The 21,824-nt window shown below is 43.6% G+C and carries 21 protein-coding genes; 9 read left to right on the forward strand and 12 right to left on the reverse strand.

Annotated elements, in window-relative coordinates; all coding sequences use genetic code 11:
* Positions 1-182: 182 nt before the first annotated feature.
* From A3739_RS11485 to A3739_RS11500, 4 genes are all read left to right on the forward strand, one after another.
* The gene (locus tag A3739_RS11485; protein ID WP_068501415.1) at positions 183-1,217 is read left to right on the forward strand and encodes an aminoglycoside phosphotransferase family protein; all 1,035 of its coding nucleotides are present in this window, start codon (positions 183-185) and stop codon (positions 1,215-1,217) included.
* Entirely contained in the window at positions 1,214-1,903 is a 690-nt protein-coding gene (locus A3739_RS11490) for a nucleotidyltransferase family protein (RefSeq protein ID WP_068501418.1), read from the forward strand. The genes A3739_RS11485 and A3739_RS11490 overlap by 4 nt, the downstream gene beginning before the upstream one ends.
* A 77-nt stretch (positions 1,904-1,980) precedes the next feature.
* Entirely contained in the window at positions 1,981-2,721 is a 741-nt protein-coding gene (locus A3739_RS11495; protein ID WP_068501421.1) for a hypothetical protein, read from the forward strand.
* 8 nt (positions 2,722-2,729) lie between these two features.
* Positions 2,730-3,317 (forward strand): hypothetical protein, encoded by a 588-nt coding sequence (locus tag A3739_RS11500; protein WP_068501424.1) that lies wholly within the window; start codon positions 2,730-2,732, stop codon positions 3,315-3,317.
* A gap of 79 nt (positions 3,318-3,396) precedes the next feature.
* On the opposite strand, the gene A3739_RS29910 is transcribed toward A3739_RS11500, so the two are convergent.
* Together A3739_RS29910 and A3739_RS11510 are read right to left on the reverse strand one after the other, a co-directional pair.
* Positions 3,397-3,753, reverse strand: a complete 357-nt coding sequence (locus A3739_RS29910; RefSeq protein ID WP_068480220.1) for a hypothetical protein — start codon at positions 3,751-3,753, stop codon at positions 3,397-3,399.
* 136 nt (positions 3,754-3,889) lie between these two features.
* Positions 3,890-4,180, reverse strand: a complete 291-nt coding sequence (locus A3739_RS11510) for a DUF2782 domain-containing protein (protein WP_068501427.1) — start codon at positions 4,178-4,180, stop codon at positions 3,890-3,892.
* A gap of 113 nt (positions 4,181-4,293) precedes the next feature.
* Here A3739_RS11510 and polA point away from each other — a divergent pair, with 113 nt between their 5' ends.
* On the forward strand, positions 4,294-7,011 hold the full coding sequence (gene polA / locus A3739_RS11515) for a DNA polymerase I (RefSeq protein WP_068501429.1): 2,718 nt from the start codon (positions 4,294-4,296) through the stop codon (positions 7,009-7,011).
* A 67-nt stretch (positions 7,012-7,078) separates the two neighbouring features.
* On the opposite strand, the gene A3739_RS11520 is transcribed toward polA, so the two are convergent.
* The 6 genes from A3739_RS11520 to trmY form a co-directional block, all read right to left on the reverse strand.
* Positions 7,079-7,825, reverse strand: coding sequence for a hypothetical protein (locus A3739_RS11520; RefSeq protein ID WP_068501432.1), 747 nt, complete (start codon positions 7,823-7,825; stop codon positions 7,079-7,081).
* A gap of 48 nt (positions 7,826-7,873) precedes the next feature.
* A complete protein-coding gene (locus A3739_RS11525; protein WP_068501434.1) occupies positions 7,874-8,137 on the reverse strand; it encodes a PilZ domain-containing protein in 264 nt (87 codons plus the stop codon).
* 462 nt (positions 8,138-8,599) lie between these two features.
* Positions 8,600-10,312, reverse strand: coding sequence for a bifunctional diguanylate cyclase/phosphodiesterase (locus A3739_RS11530; RefSeq protein WP_068501437.1), 1,713 nt, complete (start codon positions 10,310-10,312; stop codon positions 8,600-8,602).
* Entirely contained in the window at positions 10,302-11,330 is a 1,029-nt protein-coding gene (locus A3739_RS11535) for an ATP-binding protein (RefSeq protein ID WP_068501440.1), read from the reverse strand. Before A3739_RS11535 ends, A3739_RS11530 begins: the two co-directional genes overlap by 11 nt.
* A gap of 2 nt (positions 11,331-11,332) precedes the next feature.
* A complete protein-coding gene (locus tag A3739_RS11540; RefSeq protein WP_068480205.1) occupies positions 11,333-11,758 on the reverse strand; it encodes an STAS domain-containing protein in 426 nt (141 codons plus the stop codon).
* A 369-nt stretch (positions 11,759-12,127) separates the two neighbouring features.
* Entirely contained in the window at positions 12,128-12,721 is a 594-nt protein-coding gene (gene trmY / locus A3739_RS11545; RefSeq protein ID WP_068501444.1) for a tRNA (pseudouridine(54)-N(1))-methyltransferase TrmY, read from the reverse strand.
* Between the two features lie 188 nt (positions 12,722-12,909).
* Between trmY and A3739_RS11550 the strand changes: the two genes are divergently transcribed.
* Genes A3739_RS11550 through A3739_RS11560 form a run of 3 tightly spaced genes read left to right on the forward strand, consistent with a single transcriptional unit; the run spans position 12,910 to position 14,777 of the window.
* Positions 12,910-13,197 (forward strand): hypothetical protein, encoded by a 288-nt coding sequence (locus A3739_RS11550; RefSeq protein WP_068500827.1) that lies wholly within the window; start codon positions 12,910-12,912, stop codon positions 13,195-13,197.
* 45 nt (positions 13,198-13,242) lie between these two features.
* Positions 13,243-13,704, forward strand: a complete 462-nt coding sequence (locus tag A3739_RS11555) for a Fur family transcriptional regulator (protein ID WP_068500824.1) — start codon at positions 13,243-13,245, stop codon at positions 13,702-13,704.
* A 20-nt stretch (positions 13,705-13,724) separates the two neighbouring features.
* Positions 13,725-14,777, forward strand: a complete 1,053-nt coding sequence (locus A3739_RS11560; RefSeq protein ID WP_197472286.1) for a GTP-binding protein — start codon at positions 13,725-13,727, stop codon at positions 14,775-14,777.
* 71 nt (positions 14,778-14,848) lie between these two features.
* Here the strand turns inward: A3739_RS11560 and A3739_RS11565 are convergent, their stop codons facing one another.
* Both A3739_RS11565 and A3739_RS11570 read right to left on the reverse strand, forming a co-directional pair.
* Positions 14,849-15,100 (reverse strand): hypothetical protein, encoded by a 252-nt coding sequence (locus A3739_RS11565; RefSeq protein WP_068500970.1) that lies wholly within the window; start codon positions 15,098-15,100, stop codon positions 14,849-14,851.
* A 17-nt stretch (positions 15,101-15,117) separates the two neighbouring features.
* On the reverse strand, positions 15,118-15,441 hold the full coding sequence (locus A3739_RS11570) for a cadherin-like domain-containing protein (RefSeq protein WP_068500968.1): 324 nt from the start codon (positions 15,439-15,441) through the stop codon (positions 15,118-15,120).
* Between the two features lie 364 nt (positions 15,442-15,805).
* Between A3739_RS11570 and A3739_RS11575 the strand changes: the two genes are divergently transcribed.
* On the forward strand, positions 15,806-18,022 hold the full coding sequence (locus tag A3739_RS11575; protein ID WP_068501447.1) for a patatin-like phospholipase family protein: 2,217 nt from the start codon (positions 15,806-15,808) through the stop codon (positions 18,020-18,022).
* A gap of 67 nt (positions 18,023-18,089) precedes the next feature.
* On the opposite strand, the gene A3739_RS11580 is transcribed toward A3739_RS11575, so the two are convergent.
* Positions 18,090-18,587 (reverse strand): hypothetical protein, encoded by a 498-nt coding sequence (locus tag A3739_RS11580; RefSeq protein ID WP_068501450.1) that lies wholly within the window; start codon positions 18,585-18,587, stop codon positions 18,090-18,092.
* A 48-nt stretch (positions 18,588-18,635) separates the two neighbouring features.
* The coding region (locus A3739_RS11585; RefSeq protein WP_156502548.1) for a tandem-95 repeat protein at positions 18,636-21,824 on the reverse strand (3,189 nt) is incomplete at its 5' end.

The raw sequence follows: 21,824 nt of genomic DNA on the forward strand, positions 1-21,824 counted from the left end.
ATGTAGAACCTCAAATAAAACTAGGCAAAATACGAGGGAGGGTTTGAATGCGCAAATGATAAACCTTGGCACCTTTGATGTCATTTAACTTTTTGATTAGGATGCTTGGCCTGAGCGTTACAGAATGAGCAAAACATAGCGCAAAATATAAATATCACACGCTCGATTCGGACATTCAAATCATGCCTCAAAGAATTCAGCTTCTTGAAAGCTGGCTAAAGACACAACTATCTCCACAAAACGCTCAAGACATCGAACTGACACCCGTTGCTGGGGACGCCAGTTTTCGGCGTTATTTCCGCGCAAGTCATGCTGCAGAGCAAAGAAGCTATATCGTGATGGACGCACCTCCAGAAAAAGAAGACTGCACGGCTTTCATTCAAATTACACAGCAATGGCGCGCTCAAGGAATTCGAGTTCCCGAATTATTTGCACAAGACTTAGAAAATGGCTTTCTGTTACTTGAAGATTTTGGTGACGTACAGTTCTATGGATGTGTTGCACAACAAGACAAAACAACGCAACACCGCATCTATTCATTGGCGCTCGATGAATTACAACGCATTCAAACATTGCCAAACAACAAGACACTGCCAAGTTACGATGAAGCGCTTTTGCAGCGCGAATTAGATTTATTCAGTGACTGGCTCATCGACTCAGCTCTTTCAATCGCCTTAACTCCAGAACAACTTACTACTCTGAAAAACGCCCAAGCCCTTTTGATAAAAAGTGCGTTAGAGCAGACACAATGTTTGGTGCATCGCGACTACCACTCACGAAACATCATAATGCAAGGAGATCAAGTGGGCATCATTGATTTCCAAGACGCCGTATTCGGTCCAGCCACATACGATTTGGTTTCACTTTTGAAAGACTGCTATATCAAGCTTGATCAAGACTTAGTCGAGCAGCTCATGACAGAATTTGCAGGCACTCATTCAACACTCACAAACATTGCCCCAGAGCTTTTCAAAAAGCAGTTTGATTTGATGGGTATTCAGCGCCATATGAAAGCGGCAGGTATTTTTGCGCGACTTGCTCTTCGTGATGGCAAGTATGGCTATCTCAAAGACATCCCAAGAACATTCTCCTACATTGTCGAAGCGTGCAATTCATATGAAGACTTACATGCCTTTGGAGAACTTCTCGAGGAACACATCAAGGAACCTATGCTGACCTTCGTCGAAGCACAATCACAAGAAAATACAGCGTCATGAAAGCAATGATTCTTGCGGCAGGGCTTGGCTCCAGAATGCGCCCACTTACAGACACTTGCCCAAAACCTTTATTGAAAGTCGGCGACAAGACCCTGATTGATCTTCACTTAGAACGACTAGAAGCTCTTGGGATTAAAGACATCGCTATTAACACCCATTGGCTTGGAGAGAAAATAGAAAGTCATATCGATGCGGTTTGGCGTAACCAACTCAATATTCAATTATTCAATGAAGCCTCACTGCTAGAAACGGCTGGAGGCATCCGTAACGCCCTCTCTTTTTTAAATTCAGAGGCCGATACGCCATTTCTGCTGATCAATGGTGATGTCTACACAGAAGCGCCTCTCACGTCTTTATTAGAAAACAAGATCGGTAAAGAGATAAAAGCGCACATCCTTCTGTGCGAAAACCCGGAGCACAATACTAAGGGTGATTTCGGAATCGATAGCACTAACAGCAAACAGATACTCGCCACGCTCATCGCGCCTCTATCACATACTTATTCCGGTATTGGCCTATACCGGCCAAGCATGTTTAAAAATCTGCCTGAAGGAAAAGCGCCCTTGGGACCAATGCTTAAAGAGCTAGCGCAATCTCATCAACTGCAGGCATCAACATTAGATGGGTACTGGCTAGATGTTGGTACACCAAGTCGTCTCGAAACCTTAAGAAATCGACTCGCATAAAACAGGCTTAGTTTTTGCTTTATTTTGACAAATATTTCTTTTTGTCAAAATGCTGTCATATCACTGGAGCAACGACCATGTGGCTAAGTCTACTGAGCATCTTTATTTTTATTGTTTTGTGCTCGATCTTTATTATCGCAACACTTTCATGGAAAGAAGCGAAGTCCGCTTACACCGAGCTGCGTCAGGATCACGCAGAACTTGAAGCCGACGAGCAACAAGCACTCATACAAATCGTGGCATTTTCTAAGCTTTGGTTTCGCAAACAATTCAATTTTATCGATCGCGAACTCATCAATATGTCGCCAAGTTTATTGCGCACAGGACTCATCGCTGTGCGTGAGGAATACGGAGAAGACGAATTGCAAAAAACCCTTCAATGGCAGCTAAAATCAGCCATTCAAGCTCGAAAGCAGCATATCAATAAGTTGGAACTTCTTAATACAAACTTACTAACTATTGCTATATTTGTAGCAGTCATGACGCTCATCGGACAGCTTCAATTCATGTCTCTACAAGGAGCTGAATTAGCTCTTGCGCCGCTAACAACATTAGCGTTCGCTTTGTGTGTACAGGGCTTTGTTTGCAAACCTTTGATTGAACGCTTGTATCGTCAAATGGAAATACATCATGACGCCTTAAATATTCACGCTGAAGGCATCATGATGATTAGCCAAGGCCAAACGCCGGCACAAATTCGATCCGTGCTTGAAGCCATGACAAACGGGCTCGATCACATCAAAGGGCCTGTCAAGCCGGCAAACAAAGTAGCTAAAAAGCCTTCAAGCTTTATTTTCCCAACACGTAAAGCTTCCTAAAAAATAACATGAGCATCGCGATCGATTCAGCACGTTTCAGCTTTCATGCTAGAACTAAAACCAGCGACAACAGCATCATAAACCTTGCAGCGCTATCGTTAGTTGTCTGCTTGATCATCTACCTGAGCTCAATCAAATCAAGCTTGGTAAATGAAGATGCCACGCATGCTGCTCCAACCGTAAGCGACCAGTCTATAAGTAAACAGCTTGCAACACCGGCGCCCGATATATCAAAGCTATTAATTGAGCGGACGAGCTCATACAACTTAAGCCACTATGTAGAAATACAAAAAAATGCGCCAACACCCAAAGTAGTGATTGATAGTGCTTTGCTATTCTCTGAAGGGGCGAGTGCATTGAATCGCTCTGCAAGCACAGCATTCCAAGATTTGTTTGCCGATTGGAATTCGGATCAGAACGTCGAGGTGTTTGTTCTAATGAGGAAGAATGTTCAAAACGAATACGTGCATAATCAAATGCATCGCTCCCTAGAGAAGGAGCGCGCAAACGCTATAAACGCGTACCTCTCTGAGCTAAACGTAAACGCACGCGTTTCGTTTGAAGGTATATCCGCGCAGCAAGCCGGCGCTCGCTAGAAAGATAAATAGACAGATAGGAAATATTCAGACACAAAAAAAAGGAGGCTTAGGCCTCCTTTTTCGTTTTGACTACAGATTAAGCTGCAGCTTCTGCTTTCTTAGCAGGCGCTTTTTTCGCTGCCGCTTTCTTAGCAGGTGCTTTCTTAGCAGCAGGCTTTTTAGCCGCTGGTTTCTTAGCAACTGGAGCTTCTTTTTCAAACTTAGCAATCAAATCTGCTGCGAATGAACCAACAGTTTTGTTTACTTCACGCGCTTTGTCAGAAGCGATTGCCAAGTACTCATCGTGCTTAGTCTTAACGGTTTCTACGTTGTAGTACTTCTCAGCATAACCGAAAGACGCACCAGCAAGAGCCTTGTATTGACCTTCAACTGCGTCGATTGCTTTTGCTACAACTTCTTGAGCTTGTTCTTGGTAGTTTTTGATATTCGCCATGATATTTTCCTCGCTTATTAAGCATCCCTAGATTTCGTAATAACAAGGCAGTCTCGTTTTTTCGAGCAACTCCCTAAGTTGAAGACAGAGTAACAAGCAGGTTTAGAATAATCATACTAAGTTTTAGATTATTCTCTTACCATTCAAAAAGAACCCATTTAGGCACTAACATTTGTGAGCGTTCTTCACGAATCCAGCCCTCGCCATCGGCAGGAACTAAGTAATACTCAGAGCCAACTTTTGGCACGACTTTGATCTCTTTTAATATGCCATTTACACGATACTCGTAGAACGTTTTATCCTCTTCTTCTCGAATCACGATATCAGGCTGCTCACCAGTCGCTAAGTCTTCCGCACTAAGATGTGGAACCGAAAAAGAAGCCAACATAATTGCAGCGACTGCACAGAATTTTAATAGGGTTTGCATAATAAGTTCTCGAGAGGAAATTAACTCAAAGTGTAGATGGAATTGAGGTTTAAGCTTGGCACGTTTTTCCTTACTATAGCAAACTTTCCCAACGACTTATTCAGACCAATTTCATGACAACATCGGCACCTACCGTTCTCGTTGACGGTTCATCTTATTTATTCCGCGCGTATCACGCGCTTCCTCCGCTCAACAACTCAAAAGGACAACCCACAGGCGCAATCAAAGGTGTCATCAATATGATGAAGCGTCTGCAAAGCGATTATCCTGACTCTAAGATCATTGTTGTCTTTGATGCCAAAGGAAAAAACTTTCGTCATGAAATGTATGAGGACTACAAAGCCAATCGTCCCCCAATGCCGGACGACTTACGTTCCCAAATTCAGCCGATTCACGACATTATTCAGGCTATGGGATTACCGCTACTCGTTATTCCGGGCGTTGAAGCTGACGACGTCATTGGCACATTAGCAAAACAAGCTACAGACACGCAGCATGATGTGGTTGTATCGACCGGCGATAAAGACATGGCGCAACTTGTCACGCCGCATGTCACGCTGATGAATACAATGACCAACACCTATATGAATGAGGAAGGCGTCGTCGAAAAATTTGGTGTTAAACCAAATCAAATTATCGATTACTTAGCGCTCGTCGGCGACACGGTTGATAACATTCCTGGTGTTCCAAAATGTGGTCCAAAAACTGCCGTGAAATGGTTGGGGCAATATGAAAGCTTAAAAGGCGTGATGGAAAACGCAGATAGCGTGGGCGGAAAAATTGGAGAGAATCTCCGTAATGCCTTAGAACTGCTGCCACTTTCTTATGAACTTGCGACCATTAAATGCGATATCGAACTCGAGCAAAATCTAGGTGATATTACGCAAGAGTCACCAAACCTAGATGCATTGCGTGAGTTATATACCGAGTTTGAATTCAAATCTCTTCTAAACGCTCTCGACGCAACGGGTACCCCCTCTGAAGGATCTGATTCAGAAAACAAGGCGCCAGCCGTCGAGGTAAAAAAAGAATACGACATTGTGCTTGAGCAAGCACAGTTCGATGATTGGCTTGCACGCTTAAAGGCTGCACCATATTTTGCATTCGATACCGAAACAACCAGCCTTGATTACATGCAAGCACGCGTTGTTGGCGTTTCATTTAGCTGCGAAGCCGGAAAGGCCGCTTACGTTCCGTTTGGACATGATTATCTCGGCGCACCGCAACAATTAGATCAAGATGCAGTACTCGCAAGCTTGAAACCCTTACTTGAAGATCCAGCTGTTTTAAAGCTTGGTCAAAATCTAAAGTATGACCGCAATGTGCTGTTGAATCATGGCATCACACTCGAAGGTATTGAGCACGATACCATGGTTGAGTCTTATGTATTGAACTCGACCGGCTCGCGCCATGATATGGATACCTTGGCAGAAAAATATCTAAATCGAACCACTATTCACTATGAAGATATCGCGGGAAAAGGCGCGAAGCAGCTTACCTTTAATCAGATTGATATAGAGAAAGCTGGGCCTTACGCAGCCGAAGATGCTGACATCACTTTGCAACTTCACGAAGCTTTGTTCCCGCAATTATCAGAAGAAAAAGGTTTACTGTCTGTCTACCAAGAAATTGATAAGCCACTTGTTCGCGTGCTTTCTAACATCGAACGTCGCGGAGCAAAGGTCGATGCGCACAAGCTTGCACAACAAAGCCAAGAGTTAGAACAACGCATTAGCGAGCTTGAGAAAGAAGCCTATGAGCTTGCTGGAGAAGAATTCAACTTGGCTTCTCCCAAGCAATTACAAGCCATCTTCTTTGAAAAGCTTGAATTGCCGATCATCAAAAAAACGCCGAAGGGCCAACCATCGACGGCAGAGCCGGTCTTACAAGAGCTCGCTCTCGATTACCCTCTTCCAAAACTGATTTTAGAGCACCGCAGCCTTGCGAAGCTCAAATCCACATACACGGACAAACTTCCGCAACTGATCAATGCTAGCACTGGGCGCATTCATACGTCTTACCACCAAGCAGTTACGGCCACCGGACGCTTATCATCAAGCGACCCAAATCTTCAGAACATACCGATTCGTACCGCTGAAGGACGCCGTATTAGGCAAGCATTTGTTGCAGAGCAAGGCTATAAGCTCATTGCAGCCGACTACTCTCAGATTGAACTGCGCATCATGGCCCACCTCTCTCAAGACAAAGGTTTGTTAGATGCTTTCGCTCACGGTGCTGATGTTCACAAGGCAACTGCGGCAGAAGTATTTGAAGTAGCGCTCGAAGAGGTCACTAGTGATCAACGACGCAAGGCAAAAGCCATCAATTTTGGCTTGATATACGGAATGTCTGCCTTTGGTCTAGCTAAGCAGATCAAGGTAGAGCGTTACGAAGCTCAAGATTATATTGATCGTTATTTTGAGCGTTATCCAGGCGTGCTCGATTACATGGATCGTATTCGCAAGCAAGCACATGATGATGGCTATGTTGAGACCGTGTTTGGTCGCCGTTTGTATCTTCCTGATATCAACGCGCGTAATAAAATGATGCAACAAGCAGCCGAGCGAACCGCGATCAACGCACCTATGCAAGGAACCGCTGCAGATATCATCAAACGCGCAATGTTAGATGTTGAAACCGCACTAGCCTCTAGTGAGCTTGATGCGAAGATGATCATGCAGGTACACGATGAACTCATTGTCGAAGTACGAGAAGATCAAGTCGAAGAGATTGCAAGCTTACTCAGTGAGCTCATGATGGGCGCAGCAAATCTTGACGTGCCACTGATTGTCGAAGCGGGAATTGGCGACAGCTGGGATGTAGCGCACTAATTACTGATCAAACGCTCAGATGCAAAAAAGGCAGCCAACTGGCTGCCTTTTTTGATGAAATCTCATTTTAAAGCTGATAGTTCACACGAACTAAGCCCGGTACGCCAAACAGTTCGTCATTACTATAAACCACAGGGACAATATCAACATTCAACTTCTGATCGTAAGCCCAACGCACACCTAAAGTATAAGTATTATCGGTGTTATCCGCGGTTGTCATTAAGGCTTCAACACCTGCAGAAAACAACCCCGCTTGCGTATCAATAATGCCAACATATGCACCGACATCTAGCTCCAAAAAGTTATCGTCTTTCTGATCACCATCTGCATATACAAAACGTGGAGCAATGGTAAATGTTCCCGCATCAGCATCAACAGTGAAGGCTGCGCCAAGTTTTAAATTAGATTGATCGAGCACTGTCTGGCCTTGCTCATTCTCTAAATCAGTATGCGAAAACGCACCGATCACACTCCATCTAAATGGATGCGCTCCACTCTCATCGAGCGTTAAGTCAGGCATTGCATATTTCAACATTACTTGGTTTTCGTCATAGCTATTTAGGCCGCTATTCAGAATCAATTCTGCTCCTGGCAAACCTAATCGAACGCCACCACCCGCATTGATATTGTCTGATCCTGAGTGCAATTCGATAGACGCCTCACGATGATCTGCAACCGTTCCATGCTCGATATAAAAGCCTCTGGTTGGCTCGTTGTAATTCGCGCGAACATTTTCTTGGGCGTGAGAAATATGGGAAAAACCTAATGAAGCGACCATTGCTGTCGCAGAGATAAATGCAATATGCGCTCGCATCGCAACCTCCATGCAATTATGTAAAAAGTTAAGAAGTGAATTCGGCGATCAATCCAAAATAAAACGTAAGCCAATGCCCTCTTCTGTTCTGCGCATGATTTCCATATTCAGAATCGGGGCATCACCTGTTAAGCCTTGAACTTGCCCTTGAATCACAGTACCAATGGCAGGCATATCAGAATTATCCGTGAGTAGGAAAACCCCTCCATCAGAGATATCTTTGGTTGAGGCGACAACCTCTCCAAAGCTCTCATGAGAGATTTTAACTCGCGCTTTCATCGGGATTCTTGGGTGACGTCGGCTATCAGACATAAGGCTCTACATATTTGTTTATTAGTATTTATATTACCCGCAGCATATTAACGAAGCACCCTGTGCTTTCCTAGCAAATCGGCGCTCGCAGGCTATACGGTTTGTTAAGAAAGTTAGAGCATAGACTTAGGAAGACTTAATACCAAAACCATGCTCTCTACCGCCCTATATAAGTTCAAATCTATATCTCCAGTTTGTTTATATAAGGGAATCATAAGGAATGTTATCTCTTAGAAATAATAAATGTATAACTAAGTTGATAAGCAATTGCATCACTAGATATAGTCAGGTTTGTAAATTCTATAATTAAGACAGCGCCAATTATTTTGTTCTATGCATAGAGACAAAACCATCCAGTGCTAAATCAAAGTTTTTAAAACGCAAGAAGTGACTCAGAGAAATGAGGGCATATTAAAATTTTATCCGACATACTATGAAGCCGGAGCTCTCACCTAAAAAAACTCAAACTGGGGCGCAACGGACACTACCCTTTAGCTCCAGAACAACATTATCTTCAGGGGGAACATCCAATTCTGTGTTTTTTATTATTTGTTCCAATATTTGGGGTTTGTGTAAATAAAAGCCTTGCGCAAAATCGACACCAATTTCTTTTAATTTTTCATGAATAGGTGCACTAGTAACAAACTCTGCGATAGTCTTCAAACCAATGGTATGTGCGAAACTGTTAATTGATTTGATCATTGCATAGGAGAACTCATCTTCATCGATTTCTTTCACAAACATGCCATCAATTTTAATGTAGTCAATCGGCAGATTCTTTAGATACTGATAAGATGAGAGCCCCGTTCCAAAATCATCCAGAGCAAAGGCATACCCTTCGCATCGTAACATGGCAATGAACTCTTGAGTTTTCTCAATATTTTCAATAGCAGCAGTTTCTGTTATCTCAAACGTAATTTGCTCAGGTTTAACGGTATATTTGTGGGCAAGGGACAAAATAAAATCACCCAACTTCCGATCGGAAATTGACTGCCCTGACAAGTTAATTGCCACATGCATATTTGGTGTAAGTTGCGAAAAGACCCGATCGATTACCCAGCGATCTATTTTCGGCATTAGCTTTGAACGCTCAGCCACTGGTATAAATAAACCGGGAGGAATGTTCTCACCATCCTCCGATTGAAGGCGCAGGAGCGCTTCGTAATGGCATCGATTATTGCTGTCGTTTACAGGGCTGATTCTCTGAAACATCAGAAAAAAATGATCGTTCGCAATAGCCTCATCTAAAATACTTAGCAAATTCCTATCTTGCATGAATAAGGCATACTCACTTTTTGATGAATCCATGACATGAATACGATTTTCATTATCGCCTTTTGCATAACGGCACGCCGCGTCGGCGCCGTTAATAAGTTGGCTGACATCAGAATAAAGTGCCTTATCAATTGGAGCGATGCCAGCCGATAAGCTCACACTTAATGCTCGGCCTAGGTGAACTAAATTAATCTTTTCTACTTTTTTTAGAATAAGATTAACAATGTCTTGTGCTTTGCTAAGTGAACAATCTTCGAGTAACAATGCAAATTCATCGCCACCTATTCGTGCGACCGAGTCTCTATTTCTGACACAACTTAAAATAATCGTAGATACTTGTTTAAGTATTTCATCGCCTGCTGAATGGCCAGCCAAATCGTTGACTAGCTTAAACCGATCTAAGTCGATAAACACGACCACACTAGTCTTAGTGCTCTCAAGCGAGCTTTGCAGAACAGTATCAACGCGTCTCTCGAAAGTCTGTCGATTTAATACTTGCGTAAGATGATCATGGGAATTTTGATGCATCAATGCCTTCTTTTCAGTTCGATCCTCAATGATAAGGAGCGTACCGTGTAACATACTTTTGCAAGTTATAAACAATTCTAAGTCATTCAGCGGACTACTGCATGGATGCGAAAAATGCCGCCTTTTCCGTGACAAAATTAGTTTTTCAAATTTATCTACGACCTCAGGAATACTTGCCTTTAAAATTTGATAGCTTTCATCCACAAAATTTGAAGGAAGCGCATCTTCAAGACCCAAGAACTCCAATGCTCTCGCATTGATAATTTCGATCTCTTTTTGGTGTGAAATAACAATAATTCCAAACGGCACCGCGCCAACAATGCTTGACAATTGCTGCCTTAACGTAGATGTTTGATTTAAATTAGCATGCATATTTCCCTCGAACCACTAGCAGTGTCGCATCATCATCATCAAGAGCAGACAAATCAAAAAGAGATCTCGTTTGTTGATCAAGTGATGTATTACGTTCCATGTTCAAAATATTGGGTAAACTAATGCCATCGGAATGTATTAGAACCGTAGTTTCAGTTCGTCTTGGAAAGACCTCAACCAGCGAACCATTGGTAACCACCTCACCGTTCAATAAAAAAAGGCTTGGATCAATCGGCTTCCTTTGGATAACCTCAGAGCCAACATAAAGCCCAATATTTCCGCATCTAATCACTTCAAACCGGTCAGGAAATACTTTCATCAACAACGTTTGCGATAAATACTTCCCGTTGTTTTCCCTGAGTGCAAGCTGACATTTTTGTAGCAGAGTATCAAGCGAATCCATGTAATTACTTTCAACAACCGTCTTAAATATTGACGCATAAGACGAAGATTGGGCACCAAATTCTCTAAAGTCTGACAAAGCTACCAGCAGATTTTCTGCATGAAAGGGCTTAATTATGTATTGATCATGATTGAAAAAAGCGTTCACCGCAGGGAAAGATTTTACCGAGACTTCGGTATCATCAAGCACAGGTTTCAAAAAATGTCTAAGCGTAATGGAGGTGCCGGTCAGGTCACTCTTATTAAATATAAACTCCTCGACACTCCGAGCTGCAGCGCCCAAACCCTTACCAATACTTGGCTCACTGTGCGTTGAAAAACCGTCAACCATTGCTGCATCGATATCTGGAATACCAGTCCCTGCATCCTCTATGGTAATTTCAATTCCTTTTCCCGCACATATCGTGCGTATTGATGCTTTTCCCGGTAGGGCATATCGAATAACATTAGTGGCAATTTCCGCAACAGCAATTGATATCATGCCAACTTCGTACCGAGAAAACCCTATTGCTGAGGCCATCTCTCTTGAACATTTTGCTACCGCGTATGCATCGGAAGGAATTAAAATATCCAGGCAATAACTAACCAGGCCTGATGCATTCAATTTATCGTTCACAGCTAGCTTATTTTGACAACTTGATAGCCTGTTAAAGCATGTGCCTGAGAAACTGCCTCCTTAAGGTCGCGAACAATTTTCAAACCGACAAATTGAACCTCGGCGGCAACCATAGTTCTAGCAAGCGAGCCATTAATGCCACAAAAGATGAGGTCTACACCAACTAAAGTGAGTACCTTACTAAGACTTATCAGATGCGCGGACACAGCCGAATCAATCGCATCAACATTCATTAAATCGACGATTACTATTTTTGATTGAAGCTCATTACATTTTTGAGTTGTGAGATCAGTGATCTGAGCCATTCTTGCTGAGTCTATCGACCCAAACAATCCCGTGTAAAGCACATCTTCGATAATCTCAGAGACCACCATCGGTACTTCACCGCCGATTTGCTTCCGACTTACTGCAACTTTCTCTATTGACATCCTTCTTCCTTTTTATCGTTATTACTTCTTGAATTGTAGAGTAGTATAAAAATCAAACAATAAAAGCTAAAAAAATAATGACGAAGTAACTCCAACGAGGCGTTAGGACTGAAAAAATAAGATAACTTAAATCCCAACAATGATGGCACTACAAAGAAATTAACTCGCTGCCTAACTATTAAAATTGGGCGATTTATTAGAAAATATAGCATCGATTGCCATTGAAAAGACGCATGAAAAACATGTACGTGATCAAAGTTAGTGATGTACTAACTGATTTCAATACCAAGTTTCGATCATCATGACATCTCTCAGAATGACATCATTCTAAACGAATATATCCGTCAATATTGTATTTAGAACCCTTATCTAGAGACGATCTAGTTCATTATGTATCAACACCACACATTGCGAGGCAAAAAGCATTTTAGGGCCGACATTAATCTTCTCTGTACCTAGGCGCTTCAAACTATTAAAGCTCTTCTTGGGCATCGGAATGTGGTCCGTCAAAATGAAACAAGGATTTTCTTTGAAGTCCATCGTACGTATCGAATTTCCCTTAACATCCATCATATATAGCTCATTAGTCTTAGCGAGCTCTTTGATTAATTTTTCAAAACTCATGGTTTGAACGGAAATACCTGCTTCTACCTGCTTGAACCTCTCTTTCTCCATACCAGCAGACATCTTTAAAGCCTTAGCAATTTTGTCGAGTAATGCAGCTTCGTGAAATCCGCCAATGTTACTCAGTTCAGATGAGGTAAATGTAACAGTCCGAGAAAAATCCTGCGTACTTTCAAGCACCAAATGCACAACAACATCATGGCGGTGAGACTTGGCAACGAACATTGCATTCATTAAAGTATGGGCGAGAATTTCTGTGTGGGCATCTTTTCCAACGCCCGCCAAAAATTTATTAGCATCGGTAGGAGCTGCACGAGCACGAAGAATAAAGGTTTTCATCAAAGCGTCTCTAGAATTATGATTCCAGATTGTAGCGTGACTCTAGATTATCCTGAAATAGCTAGTTGGCTATCATGCTCTGTGTCCTGATAAAAAACACAACGAAAGCAGGGTCAGAACCTTATCAAAATAGCCAGACCTACTATTATTGCAACTAATCTACACTGGTCTTTTAAAACATTTTCGCTGTGCGAAACGACGTTATTCAATACTTTGCGGACGATTTCCATCAGATAATTGAGGTGCGAGAGCTTCAAAACAATACTTATGCGCTAAGCGAGCAGTACAGCATTGAATACATTGCGATACTTATATGGATTGATACTCTTGGGTGTGAGCACAAATCAAACGAGTACTTACAAATGAGAGAATACGAGGCGATGTATCAGTGGTACCAAGATTCCCTCAAAAAGCCATCAAAAATCAGACTTAAACAAGTCTCAGCATTGATTAGAAAAGAGTCATTGCGGCTATAAATGATATGTTATATCGTGAACATCCTTACGACTTAAGTAGTTCTAATGAGCCAAATAAACAAGATCATCAATAGCGCCGAGCAACAGTGTAAAGCTAAAGGCGTTCGCTTAACCGATAAGCGAAAACAAGTCCTCTCTGCGTTGATTGAATCAAAAAAAGCACTCTCTGCTTACGAGCTTGTTGATTACCTCAAAGATGAATTTAAAGCCCCTCTGCCCGCGATGTCAGTGTATCGTATTCTTGATTTCCTTCAGACAGAGCAACTTGTTCATAAGCTCGACATTGCCAATAAGTATGTTGCCTGCGCGCATATTACCTGTGGGCATGATCATGGTACCCCGCAGTTTTTGATTTGTAATAACTGTAATAGCGTTACCGAAGTCGTGATTCCCAATGACATTATTCAGCAACTCCAAAACAATGTTACCGATGCGGGCTATACACTAGAAAGTACCCAAATCGAAATGAGCTGCCGTTGCCCAGTATGCAACGCACAGACTGCCTAACTTTCGCGGACTAAACACCTTTGCAAGACAGTAATCATAACCACAGCCACGACCACATCGCACCTATTCCCTGCAACATCATCACCGGTTTTCTAGGCGTTGGAAAAACCACCGCTATCGTTCACTTACTAAAGCAGAAACCTGAGAACGAACGTTGGGCCGTACTCGTCAATGAATTTGGTGAAATTGGTATCGATGGCGCGTTACTCGAAGGCTTAAACTCAGACAAAAACGCCATCTTCATTAAAGAGCTACCCGGCGGCTGCATGTGCTGTACGAATGGTCTGCCCATGCAAATGGCGCTAAATCAGCTCATTAGTCGCGCCAAGCCTGATCGCCTGCTCATCGAGCCAACAGGACTCGGTCATCCAGTAGAAGTGCTCGAAACACTCTCTAATGAATTCAATCGTAAAGTGATCGATATCCAGCAAACGATTACACTTGTTGATGCGCGAAAATTGGATGACACGCGCTACACCACCCATGAAACCTTCTTGCAACAGCTTCACATTGCCGATCGAATCGTAGCGAATAAAAGCGATTTGTATGACGCAAACAACAAGCAAACGCTCAAGACATTTTTATTCGAACAAGGTCTTGGACTTACGCCGATTGAATACAGCGCCTTTGCAGAATTAAAGACCGAGTGGCTAGTTGGCGAAACCGCATTTGGAAAGTCACAAGCAGAGGCTTGCGACCACGACCACGACCACGACCACGACCACGACCACGACCACGACCACGACCATCAGCATGATTCAAATCCTAATTCAAGCAAAGGTGCAATCAACAAAGCCGAAAATTCTGGTGAAGGGTTTAAAAGCGTCGGATGGACAATTCCACCAAGCGACGAATTCGACCTAGTCAAACTGCAGGCTTTTTTGGGCAGCTTAAATGTCGAGCGCATGAAAGCCGTATTCATTACCAATCAAGGTGTTTGTGGCTTTAATCTCGCCGACAATGAACTGTCATTGTTCGAGATTGGCGAAGCCTACGAAAGCCGCATTGAAATCATTTGCGATGACGTTGATGCCACTTGGGAAGAGTCTTTGGTAGCGTGTTTGGTTTCTTAGTGTTTAGCTACCGCGCAAAACACTCGGAAGAAGCTAAGTCATTTAGCTTCTTCCGGATTTCTATCAAGCACTTACATACTGCCATTCAACAGGTTCTGATCTTCAAGCGTCTTCTGCAAAATATCGACTTCGCTGATACCTGTGGTATCAGCACCGTAGATCTCATCCATTGAAACGCCTTCAATCTTAATTTCTTGATCAACATCAGCACCATCGCCACCTGTATGAATCGATAGAACGGTGTTGCCATCCTCATCTTCGCTCAAGTCGATAAAGTCAGAGGAGCCTGAGTTTAAGCTGTCTTCAGGTAAGAATTTAGTCAAATCGATATGGTCGGTGCCTACTTCAAAATTAGCAATCGTATCGGTAAAAATTCTACGGTAGTATTTTCATCATTCGTCACGAATTTAAATGTGTCTACACCCCCACCGCCAGTTAAGATATCGGTACCTTTCCCGCCTACTAGTAGATCATCTCCTATACCGCTAGAAAGGGTGTGATCGCCGACAATACCGTATATAGCAGCATTCATACTATCGTCGGCGACATCATACGTAAAAATAATCGATTGGTTCTCGTGCAGATTTGGCGTAAAGGTCCACGTGCCATCTACATTATCTAACTCAACGAGTATGCTGAGATTCTGAACAACAATATATTTCATGACGCCCTCGTGAAACCTAGACTCCCAAAATGATTCCGTCGCACTAAAGTCAATTTTTTGTAACTAAAGACACCATTCTGGTTAATGAGGTCTAGAAAAGAAAACAGCTACTAAGCCCCACAGAATTGGTTATTTTGTGTTCAGCTCAAGATATTTTTGAAACAGGATGTAACGATCCTCTAATACAACTAGAAAACTTAGCTAGAACAACCTTCCTTAATTACCATTACTTTTACCCGGGAAGGTTAACTTTTACTCACCGCTTACATATAAAAACACGCTTGCCATAGTCAAAAAGGCTAGTCATAGTTAATGCATTGCTGTTCAACCATACCTGCACCAACAAAGATAAAAACAACTTATAATGAAACGCTTTTTATTAAGTTTTTTAGCGCTATGTTTCACAACTCATACTGCTGCACAAGAGGCACCCAACGAAACGAGTTGTCCCAAAGATTTACAACGCCCTTGTATTGGGTTGGTTCTAGGCGGCGGTGGGGCGAAAGGAGCTGCTCATGTCGGTGTTCTGAAGGCTATTGAAGAAGCTAAGATTCCTGTCGATGTTATTGCAGGGACTAGCGTTGGGTCCTTTGTCGCTGGTCTTTATGCCACCGGTAAATCTGCTAAAGATATTGAATCTAAGTTTCTAAGCGCTGATTGGAATAGAGGTTATCAAGATAGTCTTCCTCGATCACGCATTCCCAATCGACGTAAACGTCATAATGACTTATTTCCAATTCAACTCGACATCGGACTAGACAGCTCAGGCATCAAACTCCCTAAGGGTATTATACAAGGACAGGGAATGCGCTCGCTCGTTCATGAGATGTTGGGCAGTTATTCAAAATTTGATAGCTTCGATAGTCTCGCAATTCCTTATCGAGCCGTTGCAGCGGATCTGGAAACTGGTGAACAAGTCATTCTTTCAAGGGGTGATTTAGCGCAAGCAATGCAAGCATCGATGTCTATACCTGGGGTACTCAGACCGACTGAAATCGACGGTCGCATTTTAGTTGACGGCGGCATCGCGAATAACTTGCCAATCAGTGTTGCAAGACAAATGGGCGCAGATATCGTTATTGCCGTAGATATCGGAGCACCAATTCTTAAACGCGAAGAAATCGACTCTAGCGTTGCTGTGCTTGGACAAATGTCGAACTTCTTAATGATGTCAAACCAAGCTGAGGCACGATCAACACTCACAGAGCGAGACATCCTTATTCGTCCTGATCTGGGGAATATGGGTGTACTTGATTTTGACGCTATGACTGATGCACTAGAAGAAGGTTATCAACTCGCCACAGAGGTCTTTTCGAAGCGCTCAGACATTCAGTTATTGCGCGATTCAATAGCAAGAAAAACACAAGAAGAAAAAGATCAAATTCACCAGATACGCTTAATTAATAATACTCGCCTAGCTAATAAGTACTTACTTGAAAGGATGCAACTGGATGGGCCTCCACCTTTCACACGAGAACAAATAAACAAAGGCATTGAGCGGCTTCTAGGACAAGGTACGATCGCTCTGATTACTAGCTCAATCGAGATTGTTAATGATGAAGAACAACTCATTTTAACTGTGAACGAAAAAGAATGGGGACCAGGATACCTGGACTTTCAATTCAACTTCGAGGACAACTTTCGTTCTTTCAGTTTATTCGAAATTGGCACTGCGTGGCGCTATACCAACTTGAACCCATATGGAGCGGAATGGACAAATGCCGTTGAATTCGGTACAGAAAAACGGCTTACGAGCGACATCTATTGGCCCTTAAATACCAGTGGATACTTCATTCAAGCGCGAACTGAAATTGCGCGAGAAATTTCAACCTACTCTGATAACAATCAAAATTTAGGAGAGCTTACTCGCTCCTATCAAAACACAAAGGCTGGCATTGGCTACGAATTTAGCGACAATTTTGACCTCCTACTTGGCCTAGAATTTGAAAACGGCCGCGTTAAAGTGCCTGATCCCTTACAACAAATAATTGGTGCTTCCTCGGTAAGATATGACAGCGGAGCCGCATTCATAAAAACTGAATACGACAACCAAAATAATCCCAACTTTACCCGCAACGGCTGGAAGGTTAGTGCTACAGGCAAACGCAGTGAATCAAACGCCTTCGGTTTTAAAGAATACGTAGATCAAGTCGAAATACAGATTCAAACGGCTTTTTCATTTGGCTACCACAGTATCAAACCAACCATCAAAGTTGGTAGCACCTTTGCCAATCAAGGCAATCTGCAATTCAGTGGGTTTGAACTAGGCGGTTTCTTGAATTTATCGGGCAATGACCGAGATTTTATTGCTGGTCCACATATGCGTTTTGCTCGATTAGTCTATAGCTATGAACTTGCCGCCAATAGTTTCGGAGGAACCAAACTCCCTCTATACATTGGTGCGTCATACGAAGCAGGTAATGTTTGGGACAATCGAGCTGACATAAGTATCAAAGATCTCATCTCTAGTGGCGCGGCGTTTTTCGGTTGGGACAGTCCCATTGGGCCCGCGTTCTTGGGCTATGGCATCTCAGAAAACAGTCAAGAGAGCCTATATGTATCTCTTGGCAAAGGGCTGTAAGTGACTTAGAAAGACCGGGAGCAGAGTGAATATACTCTGACTTCAATATTTAGTCTTCAATAGCTAATCACCACCTACATCGTCTCACCACCTGCAAGCACATATCAGCGAACTGATGCACGCCATCTTCATGAAACTCCAGCTTCAAACCACTCGACACGCCGTCACTTAAAACCAACGCAACACGGTTATTTTCGAGCAAATCTAACCTAATGCTGCGCGCATAAGGATATTTCTGAGCCTCGGAAACATGCTCAGAGTGACGTTCAACACTCGTCTCGCTGCTCTCTAAGTGCGCTTGACGGTATTCGTCGAGTGTTTGTTGTTCGACGGATTGTTCAGACCTAGCGTTTCCATCTCGATTCGTCGTTTCAGAAGTCTGAGTTTCTGACACCTTTTGGAGTATCTTCTCCGTTTCATAGTGCGCGGCCACTGCTGAGTTGAGAGATTGAATCAGCCGCAAGATCGACCTGCGGCTTAACCACCAAGAAGGGTAACGCACTTCTTGGTGACTGAGAAACAATACGCGATCTTCGACCGAGTCATAGGTCAATTGCAAAGCCATATCTGCTCCCTTAGGCGATGTTCACCAAGATGAAAGCGCATCAATAATCTAGCCAATACCGCCTAAATCAGACATGTCATCGTTACTGCCATTGTTATCATTCGCGTTGTCGAAGCTTGAACTGTCATCCATTACATCAACACCTGCATTAGTGTTGTCGGCATTCGTCCAATCACCTCCACCCTGATCATCGCTACCAGCATTCACATTAGCGCCATCTGCAGAGCTACCTTGCGCTGCATAAGCATCATCCACTTCGATACTAATGATTTCACTCGCACCATCGACAGTTTGGTCTAAGGCGTCATAACCTATGACATTGATCGACACATCGCCTTCGAAACCATCACCCAGTGAAACTTGTATCGGTTGACTCAAATCGCCACTGATCACGTAGTTACCATCACTATCTTCAAGGCCATTGCTGATGGTTGCGCCATCCGGAAGATCACTCGCAATCACATGATCCACGCTATCATCCTCACTAATTGAACTTGGCATCGCAATGTTCAAACTACCACCAGGAGAAACCGTATAATCTGCTGCCTCACCGTCGACTTGGCCATCCTCAGCAGGCGACACATTTGCGCTAATTGATGCTTGGATTGTTTCTGTGCCATCACTCACATCGTAGGTAATGCCAGCCGTTCCTTGGAAGTCACCATCAGCCACAATGCTATAGGAGTCATCACCATTATCGCTCACCGTTGCATTGTCAGACTGGAAGTTACTGACTGATAGGGTATCGCCATCAACATCAGTAACATTGGCAAGCAACTCGTCGAGTGTCAGCGTGGTCGTGCCGTTCATATTCATCTCTACATACAATGGAGTACTTTCAGTCGGCACATCATTTTCTGGCGTCACTGTAAGAAGCACTGTTGCGGGCGTGCTATATGTGCCATCGTTCACCATGTAGGTCAGCTCCATATTACCGCCAAAGTCAGAATCAGGCCATACTGTCCATGAGCCATCACCATTGTTGATCACCGTGCCACTATCCGGCTGCACACCTAAGCCTTCAACAGTCATAGTGTCGCCATCAGCATCCGTCGCACCCACAGCAGTTAGCAACTCTGACTCTGTGAATGTAATCGATCCATCCTCGGCGACTGTATAATCTGATGCCTGATCTACAGCAACAACTTCTGGCGCAGCGTTGATGACATTCACATTCACGAAACTCGTCACGCTATTTAAATCGTCACTCGCCACGAAGCTAATCTGTGCTTCGCTAGAGAAATCTGGATCTGGCGTATAGGTATATGTGCCATCGCTCGATTGTCTAAGTACACCGACACCATCGGTAATTTGCACACCAGTAATTGACAGGTCATTACCATCGACACCGTTAATCTGAGCAAGTAAATCCGCATCAGTAAATTCAACCGAGTTGCCTTTGTCGATATCTGTCGTTGCAATACCCTCGATTTCGAGCCCATTGTCCGCACCAGGTACAGCAGGTTGAACACCAATACTGCTCTGTTCGTCGAACAACTCACCATCACGTTGGATCACATAAGCAAAGTCCACTTCACCAGTAAAACCATCAGCCGGTGAGAACGTCCATGTGCCATCACCATTATCAACAAGCGCGCCTTGCGAGTTATTAATTAAGTGTACAAATCCAGGTTCATCGCCATCTTGCACTTGTATGTTCTCAGCCATATCTAAAAGATCAAGCTCAGTAATGATCAGATCTTGACCTTCTGTGGCATCGAAATCTCCCGTAATATCGCTGCTATCAGGCAAGGCATTCGAGTTTTCATCACCATAATCAACGGTAGTGGCTGTCAAAGTTACTTCGAAGGTACCGTGCCAGTTTTCAGGTGGGTCGATCGAGATATTCGAGATATCCCAATCATTAATCAAGATCAGCTGTCCTTCTTCGGTGATCGTCACCGAATGTTCACCATCACTAATCGTGAAGCCCAATGGGTAACCCGTCATCACCAAGCTTGTGAGTGATTCCGAGGCATCGAGTAAATCGACACTCAAGCTCAAGAAGCCGGTCTCATCCTCGTTCATCACAATCGGGCCATCTTGACTCTTAGTAATGACCGCACCGTCAGCGACAGGACGCACGTAGACAGGCATATCCATCGCTGTTTCAACCGTACCGTCACTCACAATCACTTGCAGCTGAGTAGTACCGGCAAAGTCATCTTCAGGAGTGAAGGTGAAGGTACCATCGCCGTTAGCCACCACTTGGCCTTCTGCTTCGTCGCCATCGGCGATGATGACATTGGAAATGGTCAGATTGTCTCCATCCACGTCCCCAAAAAGATTCAGCAAGTCATCGGCATTGAAGGTAATTTGACCATCCTCCATCACCGTTGCGTGCGAATTCCCATCCACAAAGGCCGCATCATTCACTGGTATGACGTTGACTTCCATGCTGCCAGCGGTGTCTACGGTGCCATCATTAATTAAATAATCTAAGGCAACCGCACCCGCAAAGTTCGCTGCGGGACTAAAGCTATATACGCCTGTTTGCGCATTCTGCGTGAGCGTTCCATGGTTCGGGTCACGCAATGTAAGGGAGGCAAGGCTTAAGTCATCGCCATCTACATCGGAAGCAAAGCCAAGAATATAATCAGGATCAATTTCTATTGAGTTGTCTTCATTAGTAGTCAATGTTCCTACGTTGCCTGCTTGAGGTGCATCGTTCACAGGAACAACTACGATATTCGCTTGGGCCGTATCACTCGCACCCTCAGAATCTAACACAACCACATCGAGGACAATGTCGCCATTGAAATTCTCATTCGGAATAAAACTAAAGGAGCCATCATCATTCGCACTCAACGTTCCATCTGATCCTGAGTAGCTCACACCTTGCAGACTCACATCACCTTCAACGTCACTTGAATTCGCCAAAAGCTGTGCAGGTGTCAATGTAATTGTACCGTCCTCATTCATGCTGAAAGACGTATCCCCTGCAACTGGCGGGTCATTCACAGGAACAACTATAATATTCGCTTGGGCCGTATCGGTACCACCCTGACCATCAGACACGGTAAAGTCGACGGTGACATTACCATTGAAGTTCTCATTCGGTGCAAAGGTATATGTGTCATCTCCATTATCGGTGAAGATTCCATCCGTACCTGTGTATGCAACATCTGAGATACTCAGCGTATCACCATCAACATCCGACGCTCCCGCCAACAGATCCCCATCTGTAAGCGTGATCGTCCCGTCTTCGTTCATCTGGAAATTCTGATCCTGCGCGAC

The organism is Oleiphilus sp. HI0067, assembly GCF_001635735.1.